This is a genomic window from Roseibium sp. (assembly GCF_051016195.1).
In the GTDB taxonomy this organism is placed as follows: domain Bacteria; phylum Pseudomonadota; class Alphaproteobacteria; order Rhizobiales; family Stappiaceae; genus Roseibium.
In genome coordinates this window covers 3,489,519-3,510,195 of sequence record NZ_CP134616.1, presented here as the reverse complement: position 1 = coordinate 3,510,195, position 20,677 = coordinate 3,489,519, and the positions used below count along the sequence as shown (strand labels likewise).

General features: G+C 58.1%; 18 protein-coding genes. 8 read left to right on the top strand and 10 right to left on the bottom strand.

Annotation, left to right across the window (positions count from 1 at the left end; genetic code table 11):
• Positions 1–28: 28 nt before the first annotated feature.
• The 3 genes from RDA78_RS15970 to RDA78_RS15960 are packed head-to-tail and all read left to right on the top strand — an operon-like array spanning position 29 to position 2,861.
• Complete coding sequence (locus RDA78_RS15970) at positions 29–892, top strand: branched-chain amino acid ABC transporter permease (RefSeq protein ID WP_434050814.1); 864 nt, start codon at positions 29–31, stop codon at positions 890–892.
• Positions 892–1,920, top strand: coding sequence for a branched-chain amino acid ABC transporter permease (locus RDA78_RS15965; protein WP_434050813.1), 1,029 nt, complete (start codon positions 892–894; stop codon positions 1,918–1,920). Before RDA78_RS15970 ends, RDA78_RS15965 begins: the two co-directional genes overlap by 1 nt.
• Positions 1,921–1,922: 2 nt before the next feature.
• Positions 1,923–2,861, top strand: a complete 939-nt coding sequence (locus RDA78_RS15960) for a 3-keto-5-aminohexanoate cleavage protein (RefSeq protein WP_434050812.1) — start codon at positions 1,923–1,925, stop codon at positions 2,859–2,861.
• Positions 2,862–2,985: 124 nt separating this feature from the next.
• Here the strand turns inward: RDA78_RS15960 and RDA78_RS15955 are convergent, their stop codons facing one another.
• Entirely contained in the window at positions 2,986–3,465 is a 480-nt protein-coding gene (locus tag RDA78_RS15955) for an RNA polymerase sigma factor (RefSeq protein ID WP_434050811.1), read from the bottom strand.
• A gap of 498 nt (positions 3,466–3,963) precedes the next feature.
• Here RDA78_RS15955 and RDA78_RS15950 point away from each other — a divergent pair, with 498 nt between their 5' ends.
• Positions 3,964–4,275: a hypothetical protein gene (locus RDA78_RS15950; protein WP_434050810.1), complete on the top strand. Its 312-nt coding sequence runs from the start codon at positions 3,964–3,966 to the stop codon at positions 4,273–4,275.
• A 282-nt stretch (positions 4,276–4,557) separates the two neighbouring features.
• The gene (locus tag RDA78_RS15945) at positions 4,558–5,814 is read left to right on the top strand and encodes a hypothetical protein (RefSeq protein ID WP_434050809.1); all 1,257 of its coding nucleotides are present in this window, start codon (positions 4,558–4,560) and stop codon (positions 5,812–5,814) included.
• A gap of 302 nt (positions 5,815–6,116) precedes the next feature.
• Here RDA78_RS15945 and RDA78_RS15940 read toward each other — a convergent pair whose 3' ends face one another.
• The 5 genes from RDA78_RS15940 to RDA78_RS15920 all read right to left on the bottom strand — a co-directional run bounded on the left by RDA78_RS15940 (position 6,117) and on the right by RDA78_RS15920 (position 12,100).
• Entirely contained in the window at positions 6,117–7,523 is a 1,407-nt protein-coding gene (locus tag RDA78_RS15940) for an exonuclease domain-containing protein (RefSeq protein WP_434050808.1), read from the bottom strand.
• Positions 7,524–7,528: 5 nt separating this feature from the next.
• Positions 7,529–8,050: a hypothetical protein gene (locus RDA78_RS15935; RefSeq protein WP_434050807.1), complete on the bottom strand. Its 522-nt coding sequence runs from the start codon at positions 8,048–8,050 to the stop codon at positions 7,529–7,531.
• A 58-nt stretch (positions 8,051–8,108) separates the two neighbouring features.
• Positions 8,109–9,938, bottom strand: coding sequence for a DUF294 nucleotidyltransferase-like domain-containing protein (locus RDA78_RS15930; RefSeq protein WP_434050806.1), 1,830 nt, complete (start codon positions 9,936–9,938; stop codon positions 8,109–8,111).
• A 102-nt stretch (positions 9,939–10,040) separates the two neighbouring features.
• The gene (locus RDA78_RS15925; protein ID WP_434050805.1) at positions 10,041–11,828 is read right to left on the bottom strand and encodes a sodium:solute symporter family protein; all 1,788 of its coding nucleotides are present in this window, start codon (positions 11,826–11,828) and stop codon (positions 10,041–10,043) included.
• A gap of 11 nt (positions 11,829–11,839) precedes the next feature.
• Entirely contained in the window at positions 11,840–12,100 is a 261-nt protein-coding gene (locus RDA78_RS15920; protein WP_434050804.1) for a DUF4212 domain-containing protein, read from the bottom strand.
• A 439-nt stretch (positions 12,101–12,539) separates the two neighbouring features.
• On the opposite strand from RDA78_RS15920, the gene RDA78_RS15915 reads away from it, so the two are divergent.
• The 3 genes from RDA78_RS15915 to RDA78_RS15905 all read left to right on the top strand — a co-directional run bounded on the left by RDA78_RS15915 (position 12,540) and on the right by RDA78_RS15905 (position 14,477).
• Positions 12,540–12,947, top strand: coding sequence for a hypothetical protein (locus RDA78_RS15915; RefSeq protein ID WP_434050803.1), 408 nt, complete (start codon positions 12,540–12,542; stop codon positions 12,945–12,947).
• Positions 12,948–12,956: 9 nt separating this feature from the next.
• Positions 12,957–13,502, top strand: coding sequence for a TlpA family protein disulfide reductase (locus RDA78_RS15910; RefSeq protein WP_434050802.1), 546 nt, complete (start codon positions 12,957–12,959; stop codon positions 13,500–13,502).
• Between the two features lie 255 nt (positions 13,503–13,757).
• On the top strand, positions 13,758–14,477 hold the full coding sequence (locus RDA78_RS15905) for a VPLPA-CTERM sorting domain-containing protein (protein ID WP_434050801.1): 720 nt from the start codon (positions 13,758–13,760) through the stop codon (positions 14,475–14,477).
• Between the two features lie 140 nt (positions 14,478–14,617).
• Here RDA78_RS15905 and RDA78_RS15900 read toward each other — a convergent pair whose 3' ends face one another.
• The 4 genes from RDA78_RS15900 to RDA78_RS15885 are packed head-to-tail and all read right to left on the bottom strand — an operon-like array spanning position 14,618 to position 20,557.
• Complete coding sequence (locus RDA78_RS15900; protein WP_434050800.1) at positions 14,618–16,846, bottom strand: glycosyltransferase; 2,229 nt, start codon at positions 16,844–16,846, stop codon at positions 14,618–14,620.
• A gap of 14 nt (positions 16,847–16,860) precedes the next feature.
• On the bottom strand, positions 16,861–17,322 hold the full coding sequence (locus RDA78_RS15895) for a hypothetical protein (protein ID WP_434050799.1): 462 nt from the start codon (positions 17,320–17,322) through the stop codon (positions 16,861–16,863).
• A gap of 17 nt (positions 17,323–17,339) precedes the next feature.
• Positions 17,340–20,225: a caspase family protein gene (locus RDA78_RS15890; protein ID WP_434050798.1), complete on the bottom strand. Its 2,886-nt coding sequence runs from the start codon at positions 20,223–20,225 to the stop codon at positions 17,340–17,342.
• 38 nt (positions 20,226–20,263) lie between these two features.
• Complete coding sequence (locus RDA78_RS15885; protein ID WP_434050797.1) at positions 20,264–20,557, bottom strand: hypothetical protein; 294 nt, start codon at positions 20,555–20,557, stop codon at positions 20,264–20,266.
• Between the last annotated feature and the right edge of the window lie 120 nt (positions 20,558–20,677).

Here is a 20,677-nt window from a genome sequence, read left to right as displayed (position 1 = left end):
GTTTCAAGGACCGCGGAAAGGCACTTGGATGGATTGGGTAAACGCCATCTTGCAAGGCGTGCTGCTGGGGGGTCTTTATGCGCTTTTTGCAGCCGGCCTGTCGCTCATATTCGGCGTCATGCGCCTGGTCAACATCGCGCATGGTGACTTTATCGTCCTTGCGGCCTTCCTCGCGCTGACGACGACAACCACCTTGGGCGTCAGCCCGTTGCTCGCCCTGGTTTTTGTCGTGCCGCTCATGGCCCTTCTTGGCTATGTGCTCCAGCGCGGCATTCTCAACCAGACCCTCGGCGACGATATCCTGCCACCGCTCCTGGTCACCTTCGGCCTCTCCGTGATCATCCAGAACGGGCTTCTCGAGATTTACAGCGCCGATCCGCAGAAGATGAACGCGGGAGCGATTGAGACCGCCAGCCTTGCGCTTCCGGGTGATCTCAACATCGGCGTGTTGCCGCTGCTCATGTTTCTCGTGTCAGTCGCCGTCATTGCCGCTCTGCAGTGGATTTTTTACCGCTCGGCACTCGGGCGGGCCTTCCGGGCGGTATCGGACAAGCAGGACATTGCCCAGTTGATGGGCCTCAACAAGGCCCATGTTTTCGGGCTCGCCATGGCTCTATCCCTCGCCGTCGTCGGCATAGCAGGGGTCTTTCTCGGCATTCGCACCAGTTTCGACCCGTCGATCGGTCCAGGCCGGCTCATCTTCGGCTTCGAAGCCGTCATCATCGGCGGACTGGGCAATCTCTGGGGCACCCTGATCGGCGGCATCATTCTTGGCGTCAGCCAGAATATCGGCGCACAGATCAATCCCGGCTGGCAGCTCCTGGCCGGTCACATTGCCTTTCTGATCGTTCTCGCGGTGAGACCGCGCGGCCTGTTCCCACGGATCGACTGATGACATCGGCAACCTACACAATATCGAGATCGTCGCCCGCAAGCCGCATCGCTGCGCTTGTCGGCATCCTTTTCCTTGCGGCCCTTATTGCCGCTCCCTGGTGGGCGGGCCGCGCCGATATGCGGCTTTTGAGCGAGATCTTTCTCTACCTCTCCCTCGCCTGTCTCTGGAACCTGCTTGCCGGATATGCCGGGCTTGTCTCGGTCGGCCAGCAGGCCTTTGTCGGCTTCGGAGGCTACATGCTGTTCGCGCTGGCCATCTTTGCAGGATTGTCACCGCTGGCAGCAATTCCGATTGCCGGGCTTCTCGGTGCGCTCGTCGCCGTGCCCGTCGCCTTCCTGATCTTCCGGCTTCGCGGGGCCTACTTCGCCATCGGCACATGGGTGATCGCGGAAGTGTTCCGCCTCAGCTTTGCCCAGATTTCCGCGCTTGGCGGCGGCTCCGGCACCAGTCTGCCGGTCGCCATCGTCCGCTCCATGGCCTCGAGCCGGTCCATGCGCGAGGCAACGACCTATTGGCTCGCCCTCGGCATGGCCGTTCTCGTCCTGGCCGTGATCTATGTTCTCCTCAGATCGCGAAACGGACTTGCTCTCACCGCCATCCGGGACAGCGAAGTCGCCTCCAACAGCTTCGGCATCGACATCTGGCGCCACAAGTTCATCGTCTATGTCGTGACCGCTGGCCTTACGGCATCGACAGGCGCCCTGATCTTCCTCCAGAAACTCCGGATTTCGCCGGACGCCGCCTTCAGCGTGAACGACTGGACCGCGTTCGTGATTTTCATTGTGGTCATCGGCGGCATCGGCACGCTCGAAGGCCCGATCATCGGTGTGATCGTCTTCTTCCTGCTGCGCGAAACGCTCGCGGATCTCGGCACGACCTATCTCCTGCTGCTCGGCCTCGTTGCCATCGTGGTCATGCTGAAGGCCCCAAGGGGGATCTGGGGCTTCGTCAAGGACAGGACCGGTCTGGAACTTTTCCCGCTGTCGCGGCGGGTCGTGGACCAAAATCAGAAAAACGGGAAGTAGAGATGGCTCGCAAACGCAAAAAGACAATCATTACCTGCGCCGTGACGGGCGCCATCCACACGCCGACCATGTCGGATGCGCTTCCCTTCACCGCCGAGGACATTGCCGATCAGGCGATCGAAGCGGCCAAGGCGGGCGCTTCCATTCTCCACCTGCATGCACGCAATCCGGAAAACGGATCCGTCTCGATCGCACCCGATCACTTCAAGGCGTTCCTGCCGGTGATCAAGCAGGCAACGGACGCCGTTGTGAATGTCTCGACCGGCGGCAGCCTCGTCAACACGATGGAAGAGCGGATCGCGCCGGCCAAATGGGCGTCTCCCGAAATGTGCTCGTTGAACATGGGATCGATGAACTTTTCGTTCCACCCGATCGCCGACCGGATCAAGGACTTCAAATACGACTGGGAAGAAGACTACATCCGCAACTCTGAAGGCTACATTTTCAGGAACACTTTTGCGGATATTCGCTTTGTCGCAAACGAACTTGGTGGATCACATGGTGTCAAATTCGAGCATGAATGCTACGACGTCGGCCATCTCTACAATCTGAAATTCTGCATGGATGCAGGCCTCTTCAAGGCACCTGTCTTTATTCAGTTCATATTCGGCATTCTGGGCGGCATCGGCCCGGACATCGACAATCTTGTCTTCATGAAAAGAACGGCGGATCGCCTGTTCGGTGACGATTATCAATGGTCCGTTCTGGGAGCGGGCGGCGCTCAGATGCCTTTCGCCACGACCGCCAGCCAGATGGGCGGCAACCTGCGCGTTGGTCTGGAAGACAGTCTCATGATTGCCCGCGGCCAGCTTGCCAAATCCAATGCGGAACAGGTCACCAAGATACGGCGCATTGTCGAGGACCTCGGCTGCGAAGTGGCAACCCCGGACGAAGCACGTGAGATGCTGGACCTGAAGGGCGGAGACCGCGTCGCGTTCTAGGTGTGGATTCTAAAAGAGGTTGTTCATTCCATCGATCCTGAAACTGATTGTATTTGGTCACCAACCAGTCTCAGATCTTCAATACGGGTGAACAGCCTTTTTTGGATTCCAACACTTTGGGTCGTTACGCGGCGAGCGCCTGGCGGGCACGCGACAGCCGGCTCTTCACGGTGCCGATGGCAACGCCCATCTGGCTGGCAATCTGGTCATGGGACAGGCCCGAAAAAACACAGAGTTCGAGGACGTCCCGCTCTTCCGGACGAAGGTTTTCCAGGCTCTTGGCAACATCGCCGAGCTCGACGTGCTTTTCCTGCGCGGGTGCAGCCGTCACCTGCTCATACCATTCCTCGATCGGGACATGGTGTCCCCTGCGTTCCACTTTTCGGAATTCATCCAGCTGCGCGTTGCGGGCGATTGCAAAGAGCCAGCTTCTGAGCTTGGTTCCTTCCGCATATTGAGCCCGGTTGCGCAGGGCCCGCTCCAGGGCGGTCTGCATCAGGTCGTCGGCTGCTTCGGACGAAGTTGAGATGGATCGGGCAAAACGCCACAAGTGCGGAATTTCAGATTGCAGGTCTGCTGAGAAGCGATCTTGTAAACGGGTCATCTAGCCCTCCCTGGCGGCTGTTGCGATGACCAGCATCTAATGTTGGAAACGAACTTGTTTTAGATCTTTCAAAGGAAGTTCATGACGAGTTGATAGTCCGTGCGCAAGATCGGCTCAAGACTTCGAACCACGCAAAAGTTACTTGTAGTGATCCGGAAAAATCCAAGATGTCTAACGTACGGATGAGTAAGCGAAACTTTCAGTGACGCATCACCTCAATGAAGCAGCGCCATGAAAAAACCTCGCGCCATGAACGGCTTCAATAACTAACACACAAGTTGATGAGTGATTTATATCACAAAATAAATAGTATAGATTATGATTTTAATCCAAAAGAAAACAAGAAATTTTTCTCTCTATTATAATGAGTGCGTTTTATTAAAAGATTTTGGGAACCTTTACATACCCCAGGCGTTCATATGCTGTAACCGAGGTGCAAACGCAGGCCAATCGCCACGCACCTCAAACAGACACAAGCATATGAAAAGGAACATACCAATGCGTACCAGCAAGAAAATCATTTCGTCCGTTATCGCAGCAGTCTTTGTTTCCGGTGCATTCGTCGGCACGGCAAGCGCAATCGACTTCGGTGGTCTCTATGGCGACTCCAACGGTTCCGAGCCGGTGTTTTTCACCAGCAACCAGCAGAACATCAACAACAGCCAGCTGAGCCGTTCCACGAACCGCGCCAAGCAGCCTGACGCCCGCATTTTTGCCGACTTCGCCGACCAGGCCTACGGTGATCTGAATGGCAACCAGCCGGTTTCCGTCCGTCGCCTGCAAGCCGACAACGCACGGGCTCTGCGCTGATCCCGAAAAGGATGCGAACGGACTGACTGTCCGCATCCGCTGATATCAGCCGAACACCAAATGACAGCCCCGGAACCGGGAGCCTGTCGACAAGAAAGGGCCACGCATCGCGCGTGGCCTTTCTGTTTGGAAAGGAGCAACTTGGCTCGGCTGGCTCAGGAAAAACGTCTGCGTCAGCCACGTTGCAAAACGGTCATCTGCAATCGATTGACGGGTAAAGTGCGATCCGGCCTAATGGAAGCGCCAACACGAAGATCGTGACACACCGGGGACCTGAGCATCATGGACGCGCTGCCATTCGACTATTCCGATTACGAACCCAAGGGTGACAAGAAGAATTCGGAATTCTTCGAGGAATATTTGCCGAAAATATATGACCGCCGGGCGAAGACCGGCGTGAACGATCTCGTCGGTGCGATGAAGGCGGTCGTTATTCAGGTCGAGACCGGCGACGGCGTTCCGACAATGGCCGAACTGCACCGGATGACGCCGAACCGGTACCACTCCAGCTACATTTCCGGAACGCACAAGTTTCATGTGCTGCACAACAGGCCGGAATTTCCGGCGGTCATTCTGATGGAGCCGCTTTCAGACAGTTACGAAGACTACATCAGGCGCCTCAACGTGCTCTACCCGTTGTCGCGCCAGAAGCCCAATACCCGCTATGTCGGTGAGGTATTTCATTGCTCCGATACCGCAGAACTCCAGAAAACCCTGGAAGCGCAGAGCATCCGCTTTGATTACCCCGGCGATACCGAAAACGATGTCTACACGTCGAAGGGCATGGTGTTCTCCACACCCTCGGATTTCACCGGCAACCGGATCGGCTATTCCAACCATGATTTCAACGATCCGGAGAGCCTCGCGCTGGGCGAACGGGTCGAGTTGACCGAGGCCGAAAAGACATCGCTGCAGGACGGCATCGCCTTTGCCGAAAAACACGGTCTCAACGAACTGATGCTTGGCTATGACCACATGGCCACGCGCATCCTGGCAGGTGAGCGCGAAGACGCGATCCTCGAATTCCAGACAATGGTTCCCTATTATTTCTGGGGTGCCTACAACATCTCCGACATGAACTCCTCCACCAACGTGAACCGGTGTCCGATTGTCGGTGATGACAAGCAGTCACCGGCCAAGGTGTTCACGGCGAACAACACGCCGTCCTTCGTCAATTCATTCGAGAACCTGCCCATGCCGACGGAAGACTTCGTGCGCAATTACGGGCGAAGAATGCATCACATGGCGGTTGAAATCCTGGACGGCGACCATCCTTCGAACCAGAAGAATGTCGACTATGTTGTCGGCCTGCTCGGGCAGCAGGGCATCCCGTTCCTCGCGCATGTCGTCGGCGAGTGCAAGGATTCACCGGATCTGAAACAAATTTTCTCCAAACACTCGAAACACACCCTGCTTATCACCGAGTATATCGAACGCTGCAAGGCCTTCGACGGCTTCTTCACCAAATCCAACGTCGCCGCCCTGACCGAAGCTGCCGGCAAGGATGAACGGTATAAGCACGGCCACGTGTTCGACTAGGTGATGGACCGATAAATAAGACCGTAATGGTTTGAGGCGGCTTGCTTCTCATCAAGGCGCGGAAGCGCAGGAAATGTCCCTCATTTTCAAGCCTTTCGCAACGCTGAGGAGGAGCAAGCCGGTCAAATCCGAAGGACATGGAAATGGCTTCACCCCGTGGCGTCAGCGTGCTTGACCGGGCAAAAAGCCCGTTCCGCACACCCTTCCCAACGGGATTTCGCCATTTCGCATGCCATTTCAGTCTCATTTATGGGTCCATCACCTAGGGTATGGACCCGGAGTTCGGGCACCAAAACTGCCTGTCAGTTCAGGTCTTTCAACAGCCTGCCGTGTTTGCGGGTCTGCTGAATGACCTCGCCGAATGTCTTGTACCCGCGTGACGACAGGATCGGCAGCATCTTGCACAGCGCCTCGGCCGTCGCCTGCGCGTCTCCGAGCGCGGTGTGCCGGTGCTCGGGCGCAATCGTGATATCGAGCCGCTTGCAAAGGGCATCCAGAGAATGCTCTTCCGTCTCGCCGAAGAGAACAGCGGACAAGAGCACGGTATCAAGCATCGGGTGATCCCAGGAAAGGCCGCAAACCCTGGCGTGCCGGTTCAGGAAGGCCATGTCGAAAGGCGCATTGTGCGCAACCATGACACAGTCGCGGGCGAAGCCGTGGAACCGCGTCACCGCAGCGCCCGCATCCGGGGCACCGGCGACCATTTCGTCCGTGATCCTGTGTACCTTCGTTGAAGCCGGGGGTATGTCGCGGCCGGGATTGACCAGTTGATCCACGGTTTCGCCGGGTACAATCCTGCCCCTTACGACACGAACCGCACCGATCTGGACAATTTCATCCTTGTTCGGCATCAGGCCTGTGGTTTCCGTGTCGAAAACGACAAATTGCAGATCCTGCAACGGCCTGTTTTCCAGCGCGCGTTCGCTTTCCTGTTCATCGAGATCGAAATCATAGATCAGAGGGCGCTCTGCCTCCGGTGCGATCTGTGCTTTTGTTCCATCAACCAGGATCATATAGCCCGGGACCTTCTTGAGTTTCTTGAGGCGAAGCTCAAAACTCAATTGTCCCTTGCTGCCGCTGATTTTGGCAATAACCTCGGAGCGCCCTTCGGTAAGTTTCGCCTGGGCCGCGCGCAACTCCTCTTCATTGAAATAGTCGAAAACAGACGCGCTGAGGCGCGGAACATGGACCTGGCCCAGAACATCGGCGGCCTGCCCGTCATAGAGCATGATCCGGTGGTTTGGACTGACCAGGATGATGGCGACCGGAATTTCGGTCAACAGCATGGAAAGATGTGCTTTTTCCGCCATGAGCCGCGCGGTTTCGTTCGCCACCATGTCATCGGTTTCCGCAGATACCTCCGAGAGCTTTCCCGTCACTGCCTGAATGGCCGGTCCAAGGTCACCGAGAAAGCGGGATCCGTGCAGATCCACCAGTGCATCGACGCCAGCATGCGCGCGCGTCCGGATCGTGGCGGCCAGGTGATCGATGGGCTTGGCGACATTTTCATCGAAAAGCAGCCAGACCCTCGTGGTCACTGCAAGGATCGCGAAGGCCGAGAGCGAACCTGAGATCAGGAACGCGGAGACCGCGCCGCCCTCGTCCAGCCGGTTGAACGCAAAGTAATGAGACAGGACGACAAGTAGGGAACACAGAGCCGCGGAACCTGAAAAGAGCATGAAGGTCCGCATTCTCAGACTGAGCGACATCAGCATCATTCCGCTCCGCAGATTGTGGAAACGATCGGGTCATCGGCAGGAACGTGGATCCAGTCCGCACCGGAGACGGCACCACCCTCAACAAACGCAATGGCATCTGCCAATGCGGCTCGCCGGTTGCCGGCGCAGTCCGCAAGCACCGTGAGTTTGTTCACCGGCGACCATCTGCCGAAAAAGTAGGTCTCTCCGAGACGTTCACCCGGCCGGTCCGGATGCGTTTTTATGGTGCCGACATCAACGGCGACAAAACGCTCCACGAAAGGTTGGATATATGTCCAGGGCCTGTAGAACGCCCTGTTTTCGATTGTCTGTGCGATCACGATGCCCTCGGGCAAGGCCTCCTTGGTCCGGGAAAACCAGCCATATTCATTGGCAATCGTGGTGACAATCATCGCAGCGCCGGCAGCAACCGGAGCAAACCAGCGCGGCAGCCGTCCGCCCAGCAGGCGGTTGACCAGCATGACAACGCCTGCGGCCGCGATGCCGGCGACAAAGGCTGCAATCAGCTCGACAAACATGTCTTTCCTCCCGGACAGGGTCCTGTTTCCGCCCCGTCCATTCCACTTCCGCAGTGATTTAGCCCAGCATTCCGCGACCATGTCCTATCGAGGACTGCATTGTTTTGACCACGACAAATGCATCCCGCAAATGACTTCGCTCAAAATCCGACAGTGCCGAGGGCTGCAGAAAGTTGTCCGGCTTCTGTCCGAGCTTGATGAGACCCGCCTGGTGCAACAGCCGGGTTTCGGCGATCAGGTCATAAGCGTCCAGCAAATCACTGCCACCGGATTGGCTGAGCCGCCCGTTCGCACGTGCTTCCACCAGGCGTGCCTTGGTGTTGACAGCGGTAATCTGCCCCTGCAGCGCATAGATCCGCGCAAGGTCGACAATCGGCACGACGCCGTTCAGCTTGGTATCAAGCGTATTCTTGTTTTCGCCGGAGCGGATCGTCGCCAGTCCCCTGAGCAGGTTGAGGGGTGGATGGTGCTTGAGCGAGTTGCTGACCATATGCGCAACGAAGATGGAATTCGATGCAGCAGCCTTCAGCGTTTCTTCCTGGAGATTTTCGAAAAGCTTCTTGTCACCGCCAATCGGCCGCAGATCGAACATGACCGAACTCAACATCTGTGCTTCCGGATCCGGCTTCTGGATCCAGCCTTCGAAATAGCTTCTCCACACATGCACGGGCTGACACCAGCGCGGGTTGGTCGCCATCATGTCGCCCGGGCAATAGACATAACCGCTCGTGTTCAGACCATCACACACGAAGCGGGCAAGGTCGGCGAAATAGCCTTCCCTGTCACCGTCAGTCACTGCGTCGTCGAGGAACAGGCAGTTGTCCTGATCACTGACGCCCGTTTGCTCCTGCCGCCCCTGGGAGCCGCAGGCAAGCCACAGATACGGCACGGGCGGCGGCCCGAGCGCTTCCTCCGCCAAAACCAGAAGGCGGCGCGTAACGGTATCGGCGATATCGGTAATCAGCCGCGTGACCACTTCGTGCGGGCTGCCTGCAGCCACGAGCTGCAGCAGAAGTCGCGGAATGTTGGCCGTGACCGCAGCCATCTTCTCGGCCGTCGCTGCGCGGGTGATCTGGCCGACCATGTCCGCCGAGCTGATTGCCTGGAAACGGGTCAGGTCGGTCTGCGTCACCATACCGACCAGGCGGCCGCCTTCGACAATCGGAATATGTCCGATCCGCTTTTCCATCATCAGGTGCAGGATATCGGTCCCGATCGCAGATGGAGCCAGCGCCAGCGGGTTTGGTGTCATGATCTCGGTTATGCCGGTCGAACCCGGCAACCCTTCCGCAAGGACCTTTCCTGAAAGGTCCCGCGTGGTCACGATACCGAGCAGTGTTTCTTCCTGGTCCGCTACGCAAAGCGAGGAAATATGCCGGTCGCGCATCATGCGTGCGGCGTCCTGAACCGATGCATCGGGCGAACATGTGATCGGGTTCCGCGCCATCAGCGTTTCGGCAAGCGTGGTCGCGAGATCTCTGCTGCGGATGCTTGCCTTGCGCGCCCTGTCGAAAAAGCGCGCCACGATTTTCTGTTCATCCAGGAGTTTGCGGAAATCGGCGGGTGGCAGAACCAGGAGCACGGACGACTCGTCTGCCTGTGCCGACGTCGCAGCCGTCCCGTCTTTCAAGAGGCCGCGTTCGCCAAACGTGTTCCTGTGAACCAGATGGCTGACGACGACGCTGTTTTCGTCCCGGATCTTGACCCCGCCCTCGTAGATGACGAAGAGGCCTGGCAACGGGTCGCCGAGTTTGTAGATAGGCGCATCCTGTTCAACGCGATGCACCTGGAAACGCTCGGCCAGCTTTTGCTGCACATCATGCGAAAGCGCATCGTAAGGATGAAGCGATTTCAGGAACCCCAAAATCTGGCTGACGCTTAAGGACATTCAAACCGCCTCGCACTGAAAGATTGTCCTGCCCGGCAAAGACCGGGCAGGACCGGATCATACGGGGCTGGACGGCTGGAAACCAGCCGCCAGCCGGGGTGATCAGTGGTCCTGCGCGACGCCCGCACCACGCGGAATGCGCACGCTTTCGACCAGTTCCTTGATCGCCTGCGGTGTCTCCTTGGTCATGCCGGAAACGACATAGGCGACCAGGAAGTTCACAGCCGCGCCGATTGCTCCGAAGGAGGTCGACTTGATCGGTCCGAGCAACGGATCGGCATCCGTGAAGGTGTTGGTGCCCGGGATGAAGAACCAGCCCTTGTGCAGGAAGATATAGACAAGGGTCACGATCAGGCCGGCCAGCATGCCGGCAACGGCGCCGGTGTTGTTGATGCGGGTCGAGAAGATCCCCATCATCAGCGCCGGGAAGATCGATGCCGCCGCCAGTCCGAAGGCCAGCGCCACCGTTTGCGCGGCGAAGCCCGGCGGGTTCAGTCCCAGATAGGTTGCCACCACGATGGCGACCGCCATCGCGACCCTCGCTGACAAGAGTTCCCCCTTTTCGGAAATCCGGGGATTGAAGGCCCCCTTGATCAGGTCATGACTGACCGCTGACGAGATTGCCAGCAACAGCCCGGCAGCCGTTGAAAGCGCGGCGGCAAGCCCCCCTGCTGCCACAAGCCCGATCACCCAGCTTGGAAGGTTGGCAATCTCCGGGTTTGCAAGAACAAGAATGTCACGGTTGAACTTTGTCAGCTCGTTTCCAACCCAGCCCTTTTCAGCGGCAAGGGTCTGCATTTCGGCATTCTGGTCGTTGTAGTACTGGATCTTGCCGTCGCCGTTCTTGTCTTCCCAGTCGAGAAGACCCGTCTTCTGCCAGGTGTCCATCCAGTCATACTTCGGATCTTCGGCGATCGTCTCGACCGCGACCGCGCCGCCGTTGATCCCGCCATTCGGCCACATCATTTCCGTGATGTTGAGGCGCGCCATGGCACCGACGGCCGGAGCGGTCAGGTAAAGCAGCGCAATGAACACAAGCGTCCAACCGGCGGACCAGCGCGCGTCGGAGACCTTCGGCACCGTGAAGAACCGCATGATCACGTGCGGCAGGCCAGCGGTGCCGATCATCAGCGACAGCGTGAACAGAACCATGTTCAGCGTGTTGGAGTGGTGAGCGGTGTAGGAGTTGAACCCGAGTTCCGTCACCACCTGATCCAGCTTCTCCAGCAGAGGAACACCACTGGCGACATCATTTCCAAACAGGCCAAGGCCCGGGATAGGATTGCCGGTCAGTTGGAGCGAGATGAAGATCGCCGGAATGGTATAAGCCGTGATCAGGACCACGTACTGTGCCACCTGGGTATAGGTCACGCCCTTCATGCCGCCAAAGACGGCATAGGCAAACACGACACAGGCCCCGATCAGCAGACCGGTGGTGTTATCGACTTCCAGAAAACGCCCGAAGGCAACGCCAACGCCGGTCATCTGACCGATAACGTAGGTCGTCGAGGCAACGATCAGGCAGACAACGGCCACGATCCGGGCGGTCTGGCTGTAAAACCGGTCGCCGATGAATTCGGAGACAGTGAACTTGCCGAACTTGCGCAGATAAGGCGCGAGCAAGAGCGCAAGGAGCACGTAGCCGCCGGTCCAGCCCATCAGGAAGGAGCTGTTGTCATAACCGGTAAACGCGATCAGGCCCGCCATCGAAATGAACGACGCCGCAGACATCCAGTCCGCCGCCGTTGCCATGCCGTTGGTGACCGGATGCACACCGCGGCCGGCTGCATAGAATTCGGAGGTCGAGCCCGCCCGGGCCCAGATAGCGATGCCGATGTAGAGCGCAAAGGAGCCGCCCACAAACAGCAGATTGATAGTAAACTGATCCATCTGTCAGGCCCCTATTGTTCGTCGACACCGTGGTCGCGATCGACCTTGTTCATCCAGAACGCGTAAAAGAAGATGATCGCGAGAAAGACAAGGATCGAACCTTGTTGCGCGAACCAGAAGCCGAGATCCGTCCCGCCAACGGAAATCCCGCTCAAGAGCGGGCGCAGCAGAATGCCGAACCCGAAAGAGACCAGCGCCCATATCACGAGGCTGATCGATATGATCCGCATGTTCGCAGACCAGTATCCATTGTTGGATGAGTTTTCGGACATGGTGTCTCCTCCACTTCGTCCTGCCGCAGGCAGCGGCCGACGGCTATGTGCGGCGCCCTGCATTTGCTGCAATTGCTTTCGTCTTCGACCAGAATCTCCCGCATCGCACAAAGCGAACGCGAAACCAGAAGGTGAGGCATTGAAATTCATGATCCGTTTGGAGTGGAGACTGAACAGCGGTTACACGAACTGTACCTGCGCCTGCCCCCAGCAAGACAAACTTGGAATTTTACTCGAAAATTGCTTCGATATTTTCGTGAAATCCGCCTCACATGGACCCACAATCGAAAACAACTTGATAGAGCAAAACTGAAGTGATCAGAATTGAGTTCGGGACACTAGCAGCGCAAATCTCGTTTACAACACTACTTACGAATTACGCTACTTAGGTATAATCATACGTATGAACACTATCATTCCGACGAATTAATACTTAGGTATGATTGCTCTCAGCCCGCAGAAATCCGTCATTTTGAGCGGGTGCGGAAGGCTACGCGCCTTGCACACGACCAAAGGACACTCCGAAAACAGGGTTTTCGTAACGAACATCAATTCGCGTATTCAACCAATTGATAATGCACTGCAGCATATCAGTGTCATCACTTCGCGGTGGCGGTACATGCAGGGGGATTTCATCATCAAGACCGCAAGCCGATTTACATGGAAAGGAAACGCTGTAACCGGCGCGCGGTGTACTGCCCAGGCAATGGTCATAATCAGCGATGTGATCGCACACACGTTTTTGATCGCCGCCACCATCGACGGGGACACCAAACCTGATAACTCAAGTGGGATCTTGGCCCACGCCAATTTTCCTTTAGCCGCCTTGAAGCCGAATTCGACCTGAGCTTATTGCATGCGTTCATCACTCACGACGTTCCTGGTACTGATCGGCAGCTTCGTTCTTGTCGCGAATGTCTATCCGCTTCTGTTCAGCAAGCAGTTGCCCCCGGGCCGGTTCACCATGCTGGACACCCCAAAAGACCTGCCCGTAACGGAGTTCTCGAGTGCATCGGGAGAAGCGCTGAACCTGGGCGATTTCAAGGGGGCTTACCTGATCGTGAATGTCTGGGCCACATGGTGTGAGCCGTGCCGCGAAGAAATGCCTGCCCTCGATCAGCTTGCACGCAATCTGGATGACCGGAACATTCGCGTGATGCCGATCTCCATCGATACGACCGGTTCCGGAAACATCGAAAGCTTCTACCGGCTCCACAAACTGACAGACCTGCGCGTTTACCTGGACCCGTCCCAGAATACGATGCGCACCCTCAATGTCTTCGGCATACCGACAACGGTTCTGATCGACCCCGAAGGACGCGAAATAGGCCGCATGGTTGGACCAGCTCAATGGGACAGTCAGGAAACACTGGACCAGTTGTCCAATATTGTCGGGCCTTGAGAAACCGGATCAAGCCATTCTTTGGAACGATCCCCGCGAAGAACGCTCGTTGCGAAGGCCCTTGGGCGCGTTGAGGGAATGCCATTCAAGGCATATTGCGTGACTGTTTCGCGCCATGAGTGCGTGCCGGTTGTGCGTAGTTAAGGTGTTTGCCCCAGCGGCACTTTTGGATTGACTGTCAGCGAAAAACTGCTAAATATTTTGTTAATACTAATAAAAATTGCGCTTAGATATTGCAATGAGAGGAGACCCCCCATGCTACGCAGCGTTTTGCTGGGTGCTTTTGCCCTGATTTTCAGTGTGCCGGTTGCATCGGCTTTGACCGTTGTCGAGAGATATAGCGTGATGAGCTACAACATGAACCAGCACAGTCTTTTCATGAACAACAACAAGTACCATTTCTTAAGCGGCGCAGTCTTCGAACGTTATGATGACGGCACCGGTAAGTTAACCGGAACCGCAACCAAGAATGCCAATCCAGGCGCAGAAGGTTTTAAGGTGAGTTTGGATTTTGGAAACCTGAACAACACATACACCGACTTCAGAACGTGGTCAGAGCAACAGGCATTGGGATCCGGCGCAAAAACAGGTGGTGGGAACAACGTGCAGGATTGGACCTATATGGATCTGCTCCCCAGCTCAACACTTATGGGCCTAAACGGCATTTCAGCGACCTACAACCTGATCATGAAACCGCTTGCGTACGGCTCGGCCACTTTCCAATACGGAATCGGCGCAAATGACAAACAGGCTAATGTGCTCGGTCTCTCGGGGTGGTTTTATACGGCCGGGACCAATGCGAATGGTACTGGTTATCCTTGCAAAAAGAACGCTAACAATAACGGCGGATCGACTTGCGACTTCAATCTCAAGCTGACACCAATCCCCGTACCGGTCCCCGCCGGCATTGCACTTCTCCCGGTCGGTCTTGCCGTTCTCGCCGGAATGCGGATGCGCAGACGCAAGGCTGCCTGACAAAGGCACTGAAGCTGTAACATCACTTTGAAAAACAAAACCGGGTTAGTTTCTGACCCGGTTTTTTGTTGCATTCGGACATAGGTATTGGTCAGAGCGGTTTTGTTCCGTCCGATCCGTCCGCATCCGTCTCGGCACTCTCAAGAGGGGAAGTATCCGGCTGCGCTGCCGCCCGAAGCTTCCCGGACCATTATCGTTTCACACAGGCTGGCGATCGCCTCGGCCGCCTCGCCCGCACCGTTTTCGGCCAGAGTTTGACCGATACCTGCATGAGCCGCACGCATTGCCTCACGGGTTCCCGGCTCAAGCATCCGATCGAGTGCATCCTTGAGCGTGAAATCTGCCCTGTGCCGGACGAGACGCCCGAAACCTTTCGCTTCGGCAAAACGTCCCCTGAGAATTTGCCGATCCTGCTGCGCGTGTTCGTTGGGCACCCAAACTGTTGGAAGCCCTTCCGCCATATGTTCCGTGAACGTGTTGTAGCCCGCCGCGGCAACGGCAAAATCGAACGCCCCAAGGTACTTGCCGAACGGATATTCGGTAAGTCGGTTCACGCCTGCCGGAAGATCGCTTTTTTCACCGGCAATGCGCCATTCCGCGACAGCCGTTCCGACCCCGGTTCGCCCGTGGAGGTGCGCCAGCGTCCGGGCCGTGATGCGTCCGGTGTCCGTGTTGTTGCCCGACCCGAGTGCGACAAGCACATTGACATGCCCCGGGTCCAGGCCGAGTTGTGCGCACGCGGCCTGCCTGTCCAACAACTGGTTCCCGTCCAATAGCCGCACAGGCGGCACCAAAAGCACTTGATGCCGGTAGTCCGTGGTCGGTCCGTCATCGCGCGCCCATGCGAGTTCCAAAGGCTCAACGACGAGGTCGAAAGATGCCCCGCGTTCCAATGCGTCGAGATCGCGGTTCGGGCCCCAAAAAGCCCGCCGGATCCAGACCCTAGCCACCTCGGGGCAAGTGTCCATTGCTCTCATGAGCCCCAGAAACGGAACGTTGCCATCGAAAACCAGGGCACTGGGGCCGTAGAAGTCCAGAGCCGCTGTCAAGGCATCCGAAAGCGCAACGTCCCAATGCTCCTTGCGTTCTCCGTAAGCCGAGTGATATGGCAGATGTTCACCTGCATACCCATAGCCGTGCACGATATCGACGGCCTTGGAGTGGCTCAGAAAAACGGGCGTAAGGCGGGAAGGCAAGCGCCGGGCAATCGCAAGCTGGCGCGTCAGGTGCCCAAGACCAATCCCGTTTGTCGAATAAAAGAGCACCCTCCCCCCTGTAGCCGTGTGCACTGCCGGTGCATGAGGATTGTCTCGCGGTTTGCCGATAAGGTCCCGCACCCTCGAAACGGCGGCTTCGGCCGAAAACAGTTTTTCAACGAGTTCTGTTCCGCTGGCCCGCAGATCGCTGGCGAGCCCGGGCTTCTCGTGAAACTCAAGCGCACGCTGGGCGACCTCCGAAGGACGCCCGTAGATCGCCGTTCCGGCAAAAACGGATCTGTAGTCAGGCTCAAGAAAAGGGACAACCCCGTTTCGAAGCGCGCAAAGGACTTCGACTGGACAAGGGTCGTCGGCGGCATGATCGGCATTCGCAAGAATGTCGATCTTGCCAAGGAAATCCGGGAAGGTGATCTGATCATCCGGCCAGATTTCGATTGGCGATCCTTGCGGCCAGGATGGACGCTCCGCATCGGGCGCGGCCAACAGCCGCCAGAGGACATTGGCGGACTGGAAAGCACGTGCCCCTGCACCCGCGGACACGATCCACGGCACCTGCCGTGTCCGTACATGGCGGCCCAGGCCGACCGTCGGCCGTGCGCGTTCGATCCGATCGCGGCGTGAACCGCCTCCGGAAGGAGCCGTCGGCAGCCACTCGACACGGGTTGTCGGCCAGTGCGGGACGCAATAGGACAGAGCATCCCTGGCGATCCGGGTCGACGGTGCCCAGAGAACCTGTCCCCCGAGAACCTCACTGACATTCTCCGCCACCCGCTCAAGCTGCGCGGGACTCATCGACGCAAAATCCGCAGGCCGTTCAAGCGTGACGATACGATGATCAGCCTTGATGGAGCACACCTTGGAGAGCGGGAGCGCAAACAGGCGCGCGTCAAACCCGAGCGCAAGCGCGCATTCAGCGCGGACGCCTCGTCCCAGCCTCTTTACACTGCCGTTGGTGAAAAGCCGGCGATAAGTGGCGTCAATCGAATACGGGTCCGCTTTTATTGCGGCGGGCGCGAGCGGAAGCACGCCGACCCGGTACCCGGCATCAGCCAGTCCCTCGAGCATGGCTGCGTGACAGGGCGCTGCGACATCGCCGCTGCGAATATCGGCAAGCACGAAAACATCAAGCCGCAAGACGGATGACCGTGTCACCTACGACAGTCCGGTCAGGCTGCGCGGCATGTCAATCCCGAGCGGAAGGTAGCCTGGCTGCGAGGCCCGAACTTGATCCCGGTCAGGCTGGTGTTCGCGCCCCGGCCCCGTGTCTTAATGGTTACGATGTAGATGCCGTCACGCCCCGAATTGCTCAAGATACCGTCTGATCGGGGCGTGAGTTGAAGATAGGCATCGAGTGTAATGGTTTGCGTCTGACCATCTGCCGTGCGCCGACTCGCAGGAATGCGGGCGAAGCTGTTAGAGCCGCGCTTGCATTCCACGGCTGCATTGACACGCCCGCTATAGCGCAGAATGCGCGTCCCGTCTGATGTCCGTGTCACCTGCCGGAACCCCAGTTGACTGAGACGGGCAACCTCTTCATCGATGGACACGTCGGGACGGCTGACTGAGGAACTGACACACCCAGCCAGGAACACAGTTAGGACGAATAGAGCTGCAATGGTCTTGATCATTGGTTCCCGCCTGTCTTTCATTCCATTTGTGTCAGTCTCGACAAAACATCGAGGGTGATGTCATCTCCGGGCGGTGTCAGCCCGCGCTCCGCGAAAGCTTCATTGACGGCACGGCGCGTTGCCGGCCCAAATTGCCCGTCCGCCGGACCGGACAGTACTCCGAGCTCCGACAGGATTGTCTGGGCTGCCGCGACAAACTCTTCCCGACCGTAGGAAGATGTGTTCTTGGCAACGGTGTCGGCCAGATTTGCATTGTCGCTTAATCCGAGCGCCGTGGCGTACCAGATCAGCGCAGCGCGCCTGTCCTTGGGAACCCCGCGCCCGGCTTCCGACAGGCGCGCCAGATCGAGCGCCGCCCAGGGGACACCCCCCTCAGCCGCGATCCGGAACCAGCGCGCCGCCTCCGTCAAATCCGGTTCGGCACCGTCTGCGGAAGCCCAGGCACGCCCCGCATCGCGCGCGGCCCAGGGATTCTTTTCAGCCTCCGCAGCAAAAAGTTCACGCGCCCGGTCCACGTCCTTTTCAACACCCCGTCCTTCGAAAAGCAGCCGGGCCAGGCCACGCTCTGCTCCGAACACCCCGTCCTGCATCGCGCGTTCGAAGAGCGCGGCTGCACGCGTCGGATCGTCAAACAGCGGATGCCCGGAGGCATAGACACGGCCCAGCCTGAAATAGGCTTCCGCGTCGTTTTCCCGTGCAGCCCGCGTAAACAGCCGCACGGCGGCTTCCACGTCCTTGTCCAGACCCTGACCATTCTCGTACATGATCCCGAGCCGCGTAAGAGCATTCGGCACACCGCGGCCCGCAGCGGTTTCAAACCAGAAACGGGCCTGTTCGAAATCCTTCGGGATGCCGTCGCCGACCTGATACATCCGCGCAAGACGTGTTTGCGCTGTCAACTCGCCGCTCTTCGCGGCAGCGGTGTACCAGGTAACCGCCTCGTCCGGGTCCTTTTCGACGCCAAAACCCTTCTGGTAGAACTCGGCAATATTGGTCATCGCCCAGTCGTTTCCAAGATCGGCCCCTTCCCGGTAGAATTCCAGGGCCTGGTCATAGTCCTGCGGAACACCGACGCCCGCACGATAGATCCAGGCAAGAGCGGTATAGGCGGCTGTTTCGCCCCGGTCGGCCGCCTCCTCGAAAAGCGCCTTGGCACGCGGATAGTCGCGCGGGACGGCCTGGGCATCCAGGTACATCTGACCCAGGTAAACCATGGCGGATGCATAGTCGGCATCAACCGCTTTTTGCTGCCATTCGATCGCCTTTTCATAGTCTCCCGCCGAACGATAGGCGCGGGCAAGCTGTGCCCAGAACCGTTCCACGTCCGGGTAATTCGCAACGGCAATTTCGCAGACTTCAATGGCGGCATCAAAATTGCGGTCAATAATGAACTGGCGCGTGCCGGCAGTGACCCGCTGGCTGTCATAGGGATTGCCGGCGAGGATATCGCAGGCGTCGACATAGACGTCGAGCTGTGCCTCGAGCGGGGCAGTATTCCCTTCTTCCTCCAGGGCAAGGCTGCGGAAGGAATCGCGGCCGCCGTTGGAACCGACCTGCGGCGTATAGGACAGCTGATTGTCATTCGAAAGCCAGTGGACCGTGCCGCCGTGAAGTGCCTTGCCGGAACCTTCTGTCACGACGCCAAGACGCGATGCGCTTTCGACATAGACCCAGCCATTATCAGCGGAACTGGTCTCCAGCTGCTTTTCGCCCACCCCGATCGGAACGTTCAGACGTGCGCTGTCGAGCGCTGCAATGATGTCGTTGCGGCCATTGTCACCCGCGGGCGCGGTTCTGGCAGGTGCGACGTCCGGCAGCGCCGTGTCGGAAACCAGAATACTGTCGGGGTCACCTCCAAGTTGCCTGAGCTGCTCCTTGGCGTCCTCGACGAAGGCGCCCCGCGGCATGGTGCGGATATAGGAGGCAAACGCTTCCGACCGCTCGCTGTCGCGAATGGATCGCCAAAAGGTCCGGTCGATGATACGGCGCGGTGGCAGACCGCCCAGCGTATCGGACGCAATGGACATGCCCGTCGTTGCGGCGCGCAGATCGTCCACAAGCGGAATGAAATAAAACCGGCTCTCCAAAGTGCTCGTCGTCCAGGTGATCTGTTCCCCGGCCGTATTCTCGCGCACACTGCCGCGGATCCTGCGGAAAAGATCGATGATTTCGAGCCCGGGCTCGCTGATATTGTCGGCAATCGCCTGCGTATAGGGGCTATGCCGGCCTTCACCGTCATAGGCGACGGAGCCCGGCGCCGTCGCGAAACTGATAACGGTTTCCGTACCACCCGCCGTCATTTCAGCCAGCCCTCCCCGGCTGGATTGGGACAGCTGCTCCAGGCCTCTGGAGACTTCTTCGCGCGACGCGCCCAGGCTGATGGCGCGCGAGGCGATCGTCTCCGATTCCGCATCTGTTATCTCACCGAAGGGATTGTTGCGGCACGCATCCAGAAGCACGATGTTCAGTTTGGCTCCTGAGTTGGACATGATGTCCACGAAAAGCTGCGCATCGATCGACTGTTCGATCAGTTCTTCAACGGACCTGGGTGCGACGGAAACAGGCAGAAGGTAGTTGCGGCCGCCGATCTGAACACCATGTCCGGCATAGTAGAACAACGCCTCGCTGCCTTCCCGGAGGCGGCTGCGGAATGTTGCGAGATCGGCGAGCATCTTCTCCCGGTCGCCATCCAGCGTTTCGATCACCTCGAACCCGGCTTCCCAGAGCTTTTCCGCCACCAGTTCGGCATCATTGACAGGGTTGGGCAGAGGCGCAACCGAGCGATAGGCCGAATTTCCGATCACCAGGGCGACACGGGACGTGGAACCTGCAAGTGCATCAGTTGTCTGCGCTTTCGCAGGCGCAAGCAGAACCACCGCAGCGATCGCAATGGCTCCGGTCAATTTGAAAGATACCCGAAATGCCCACCACATGGTTTTTCTCAATAGAGGCCGGGAGTCGGAGCCTGACGCGGTCCGGTGGAAGCCGATGTGTTCTGGTTGAATATCGCGATCATTTCGTCGCGTGACAATCCGGGATTTTCGCTCATCAGCCGAAATTGGACGAGTGCCAGAAACGCCGCATTGGCCTGTGGCCCGTCGGGATTCGCTCGCAGATATGCCCTCGCGGAAGCGGGTGAATCGAATTGCCGGACGTTCTGCGCCGCAGCGTTGCACAGCGGAATGCCGAGAACACTCAGCAAGGCCAGGACTTTTCCGAGAACCCTACGTGGCATGCTGCCTTCACCTGAGATTTTGACATTAATAGAAATATGCAAAAGATTAGAAGCGACGACGGATAACGTGTCAAGTCAAACACCGATGAGTTTGATATCGGCTGATGGCCCCTGGCCGGC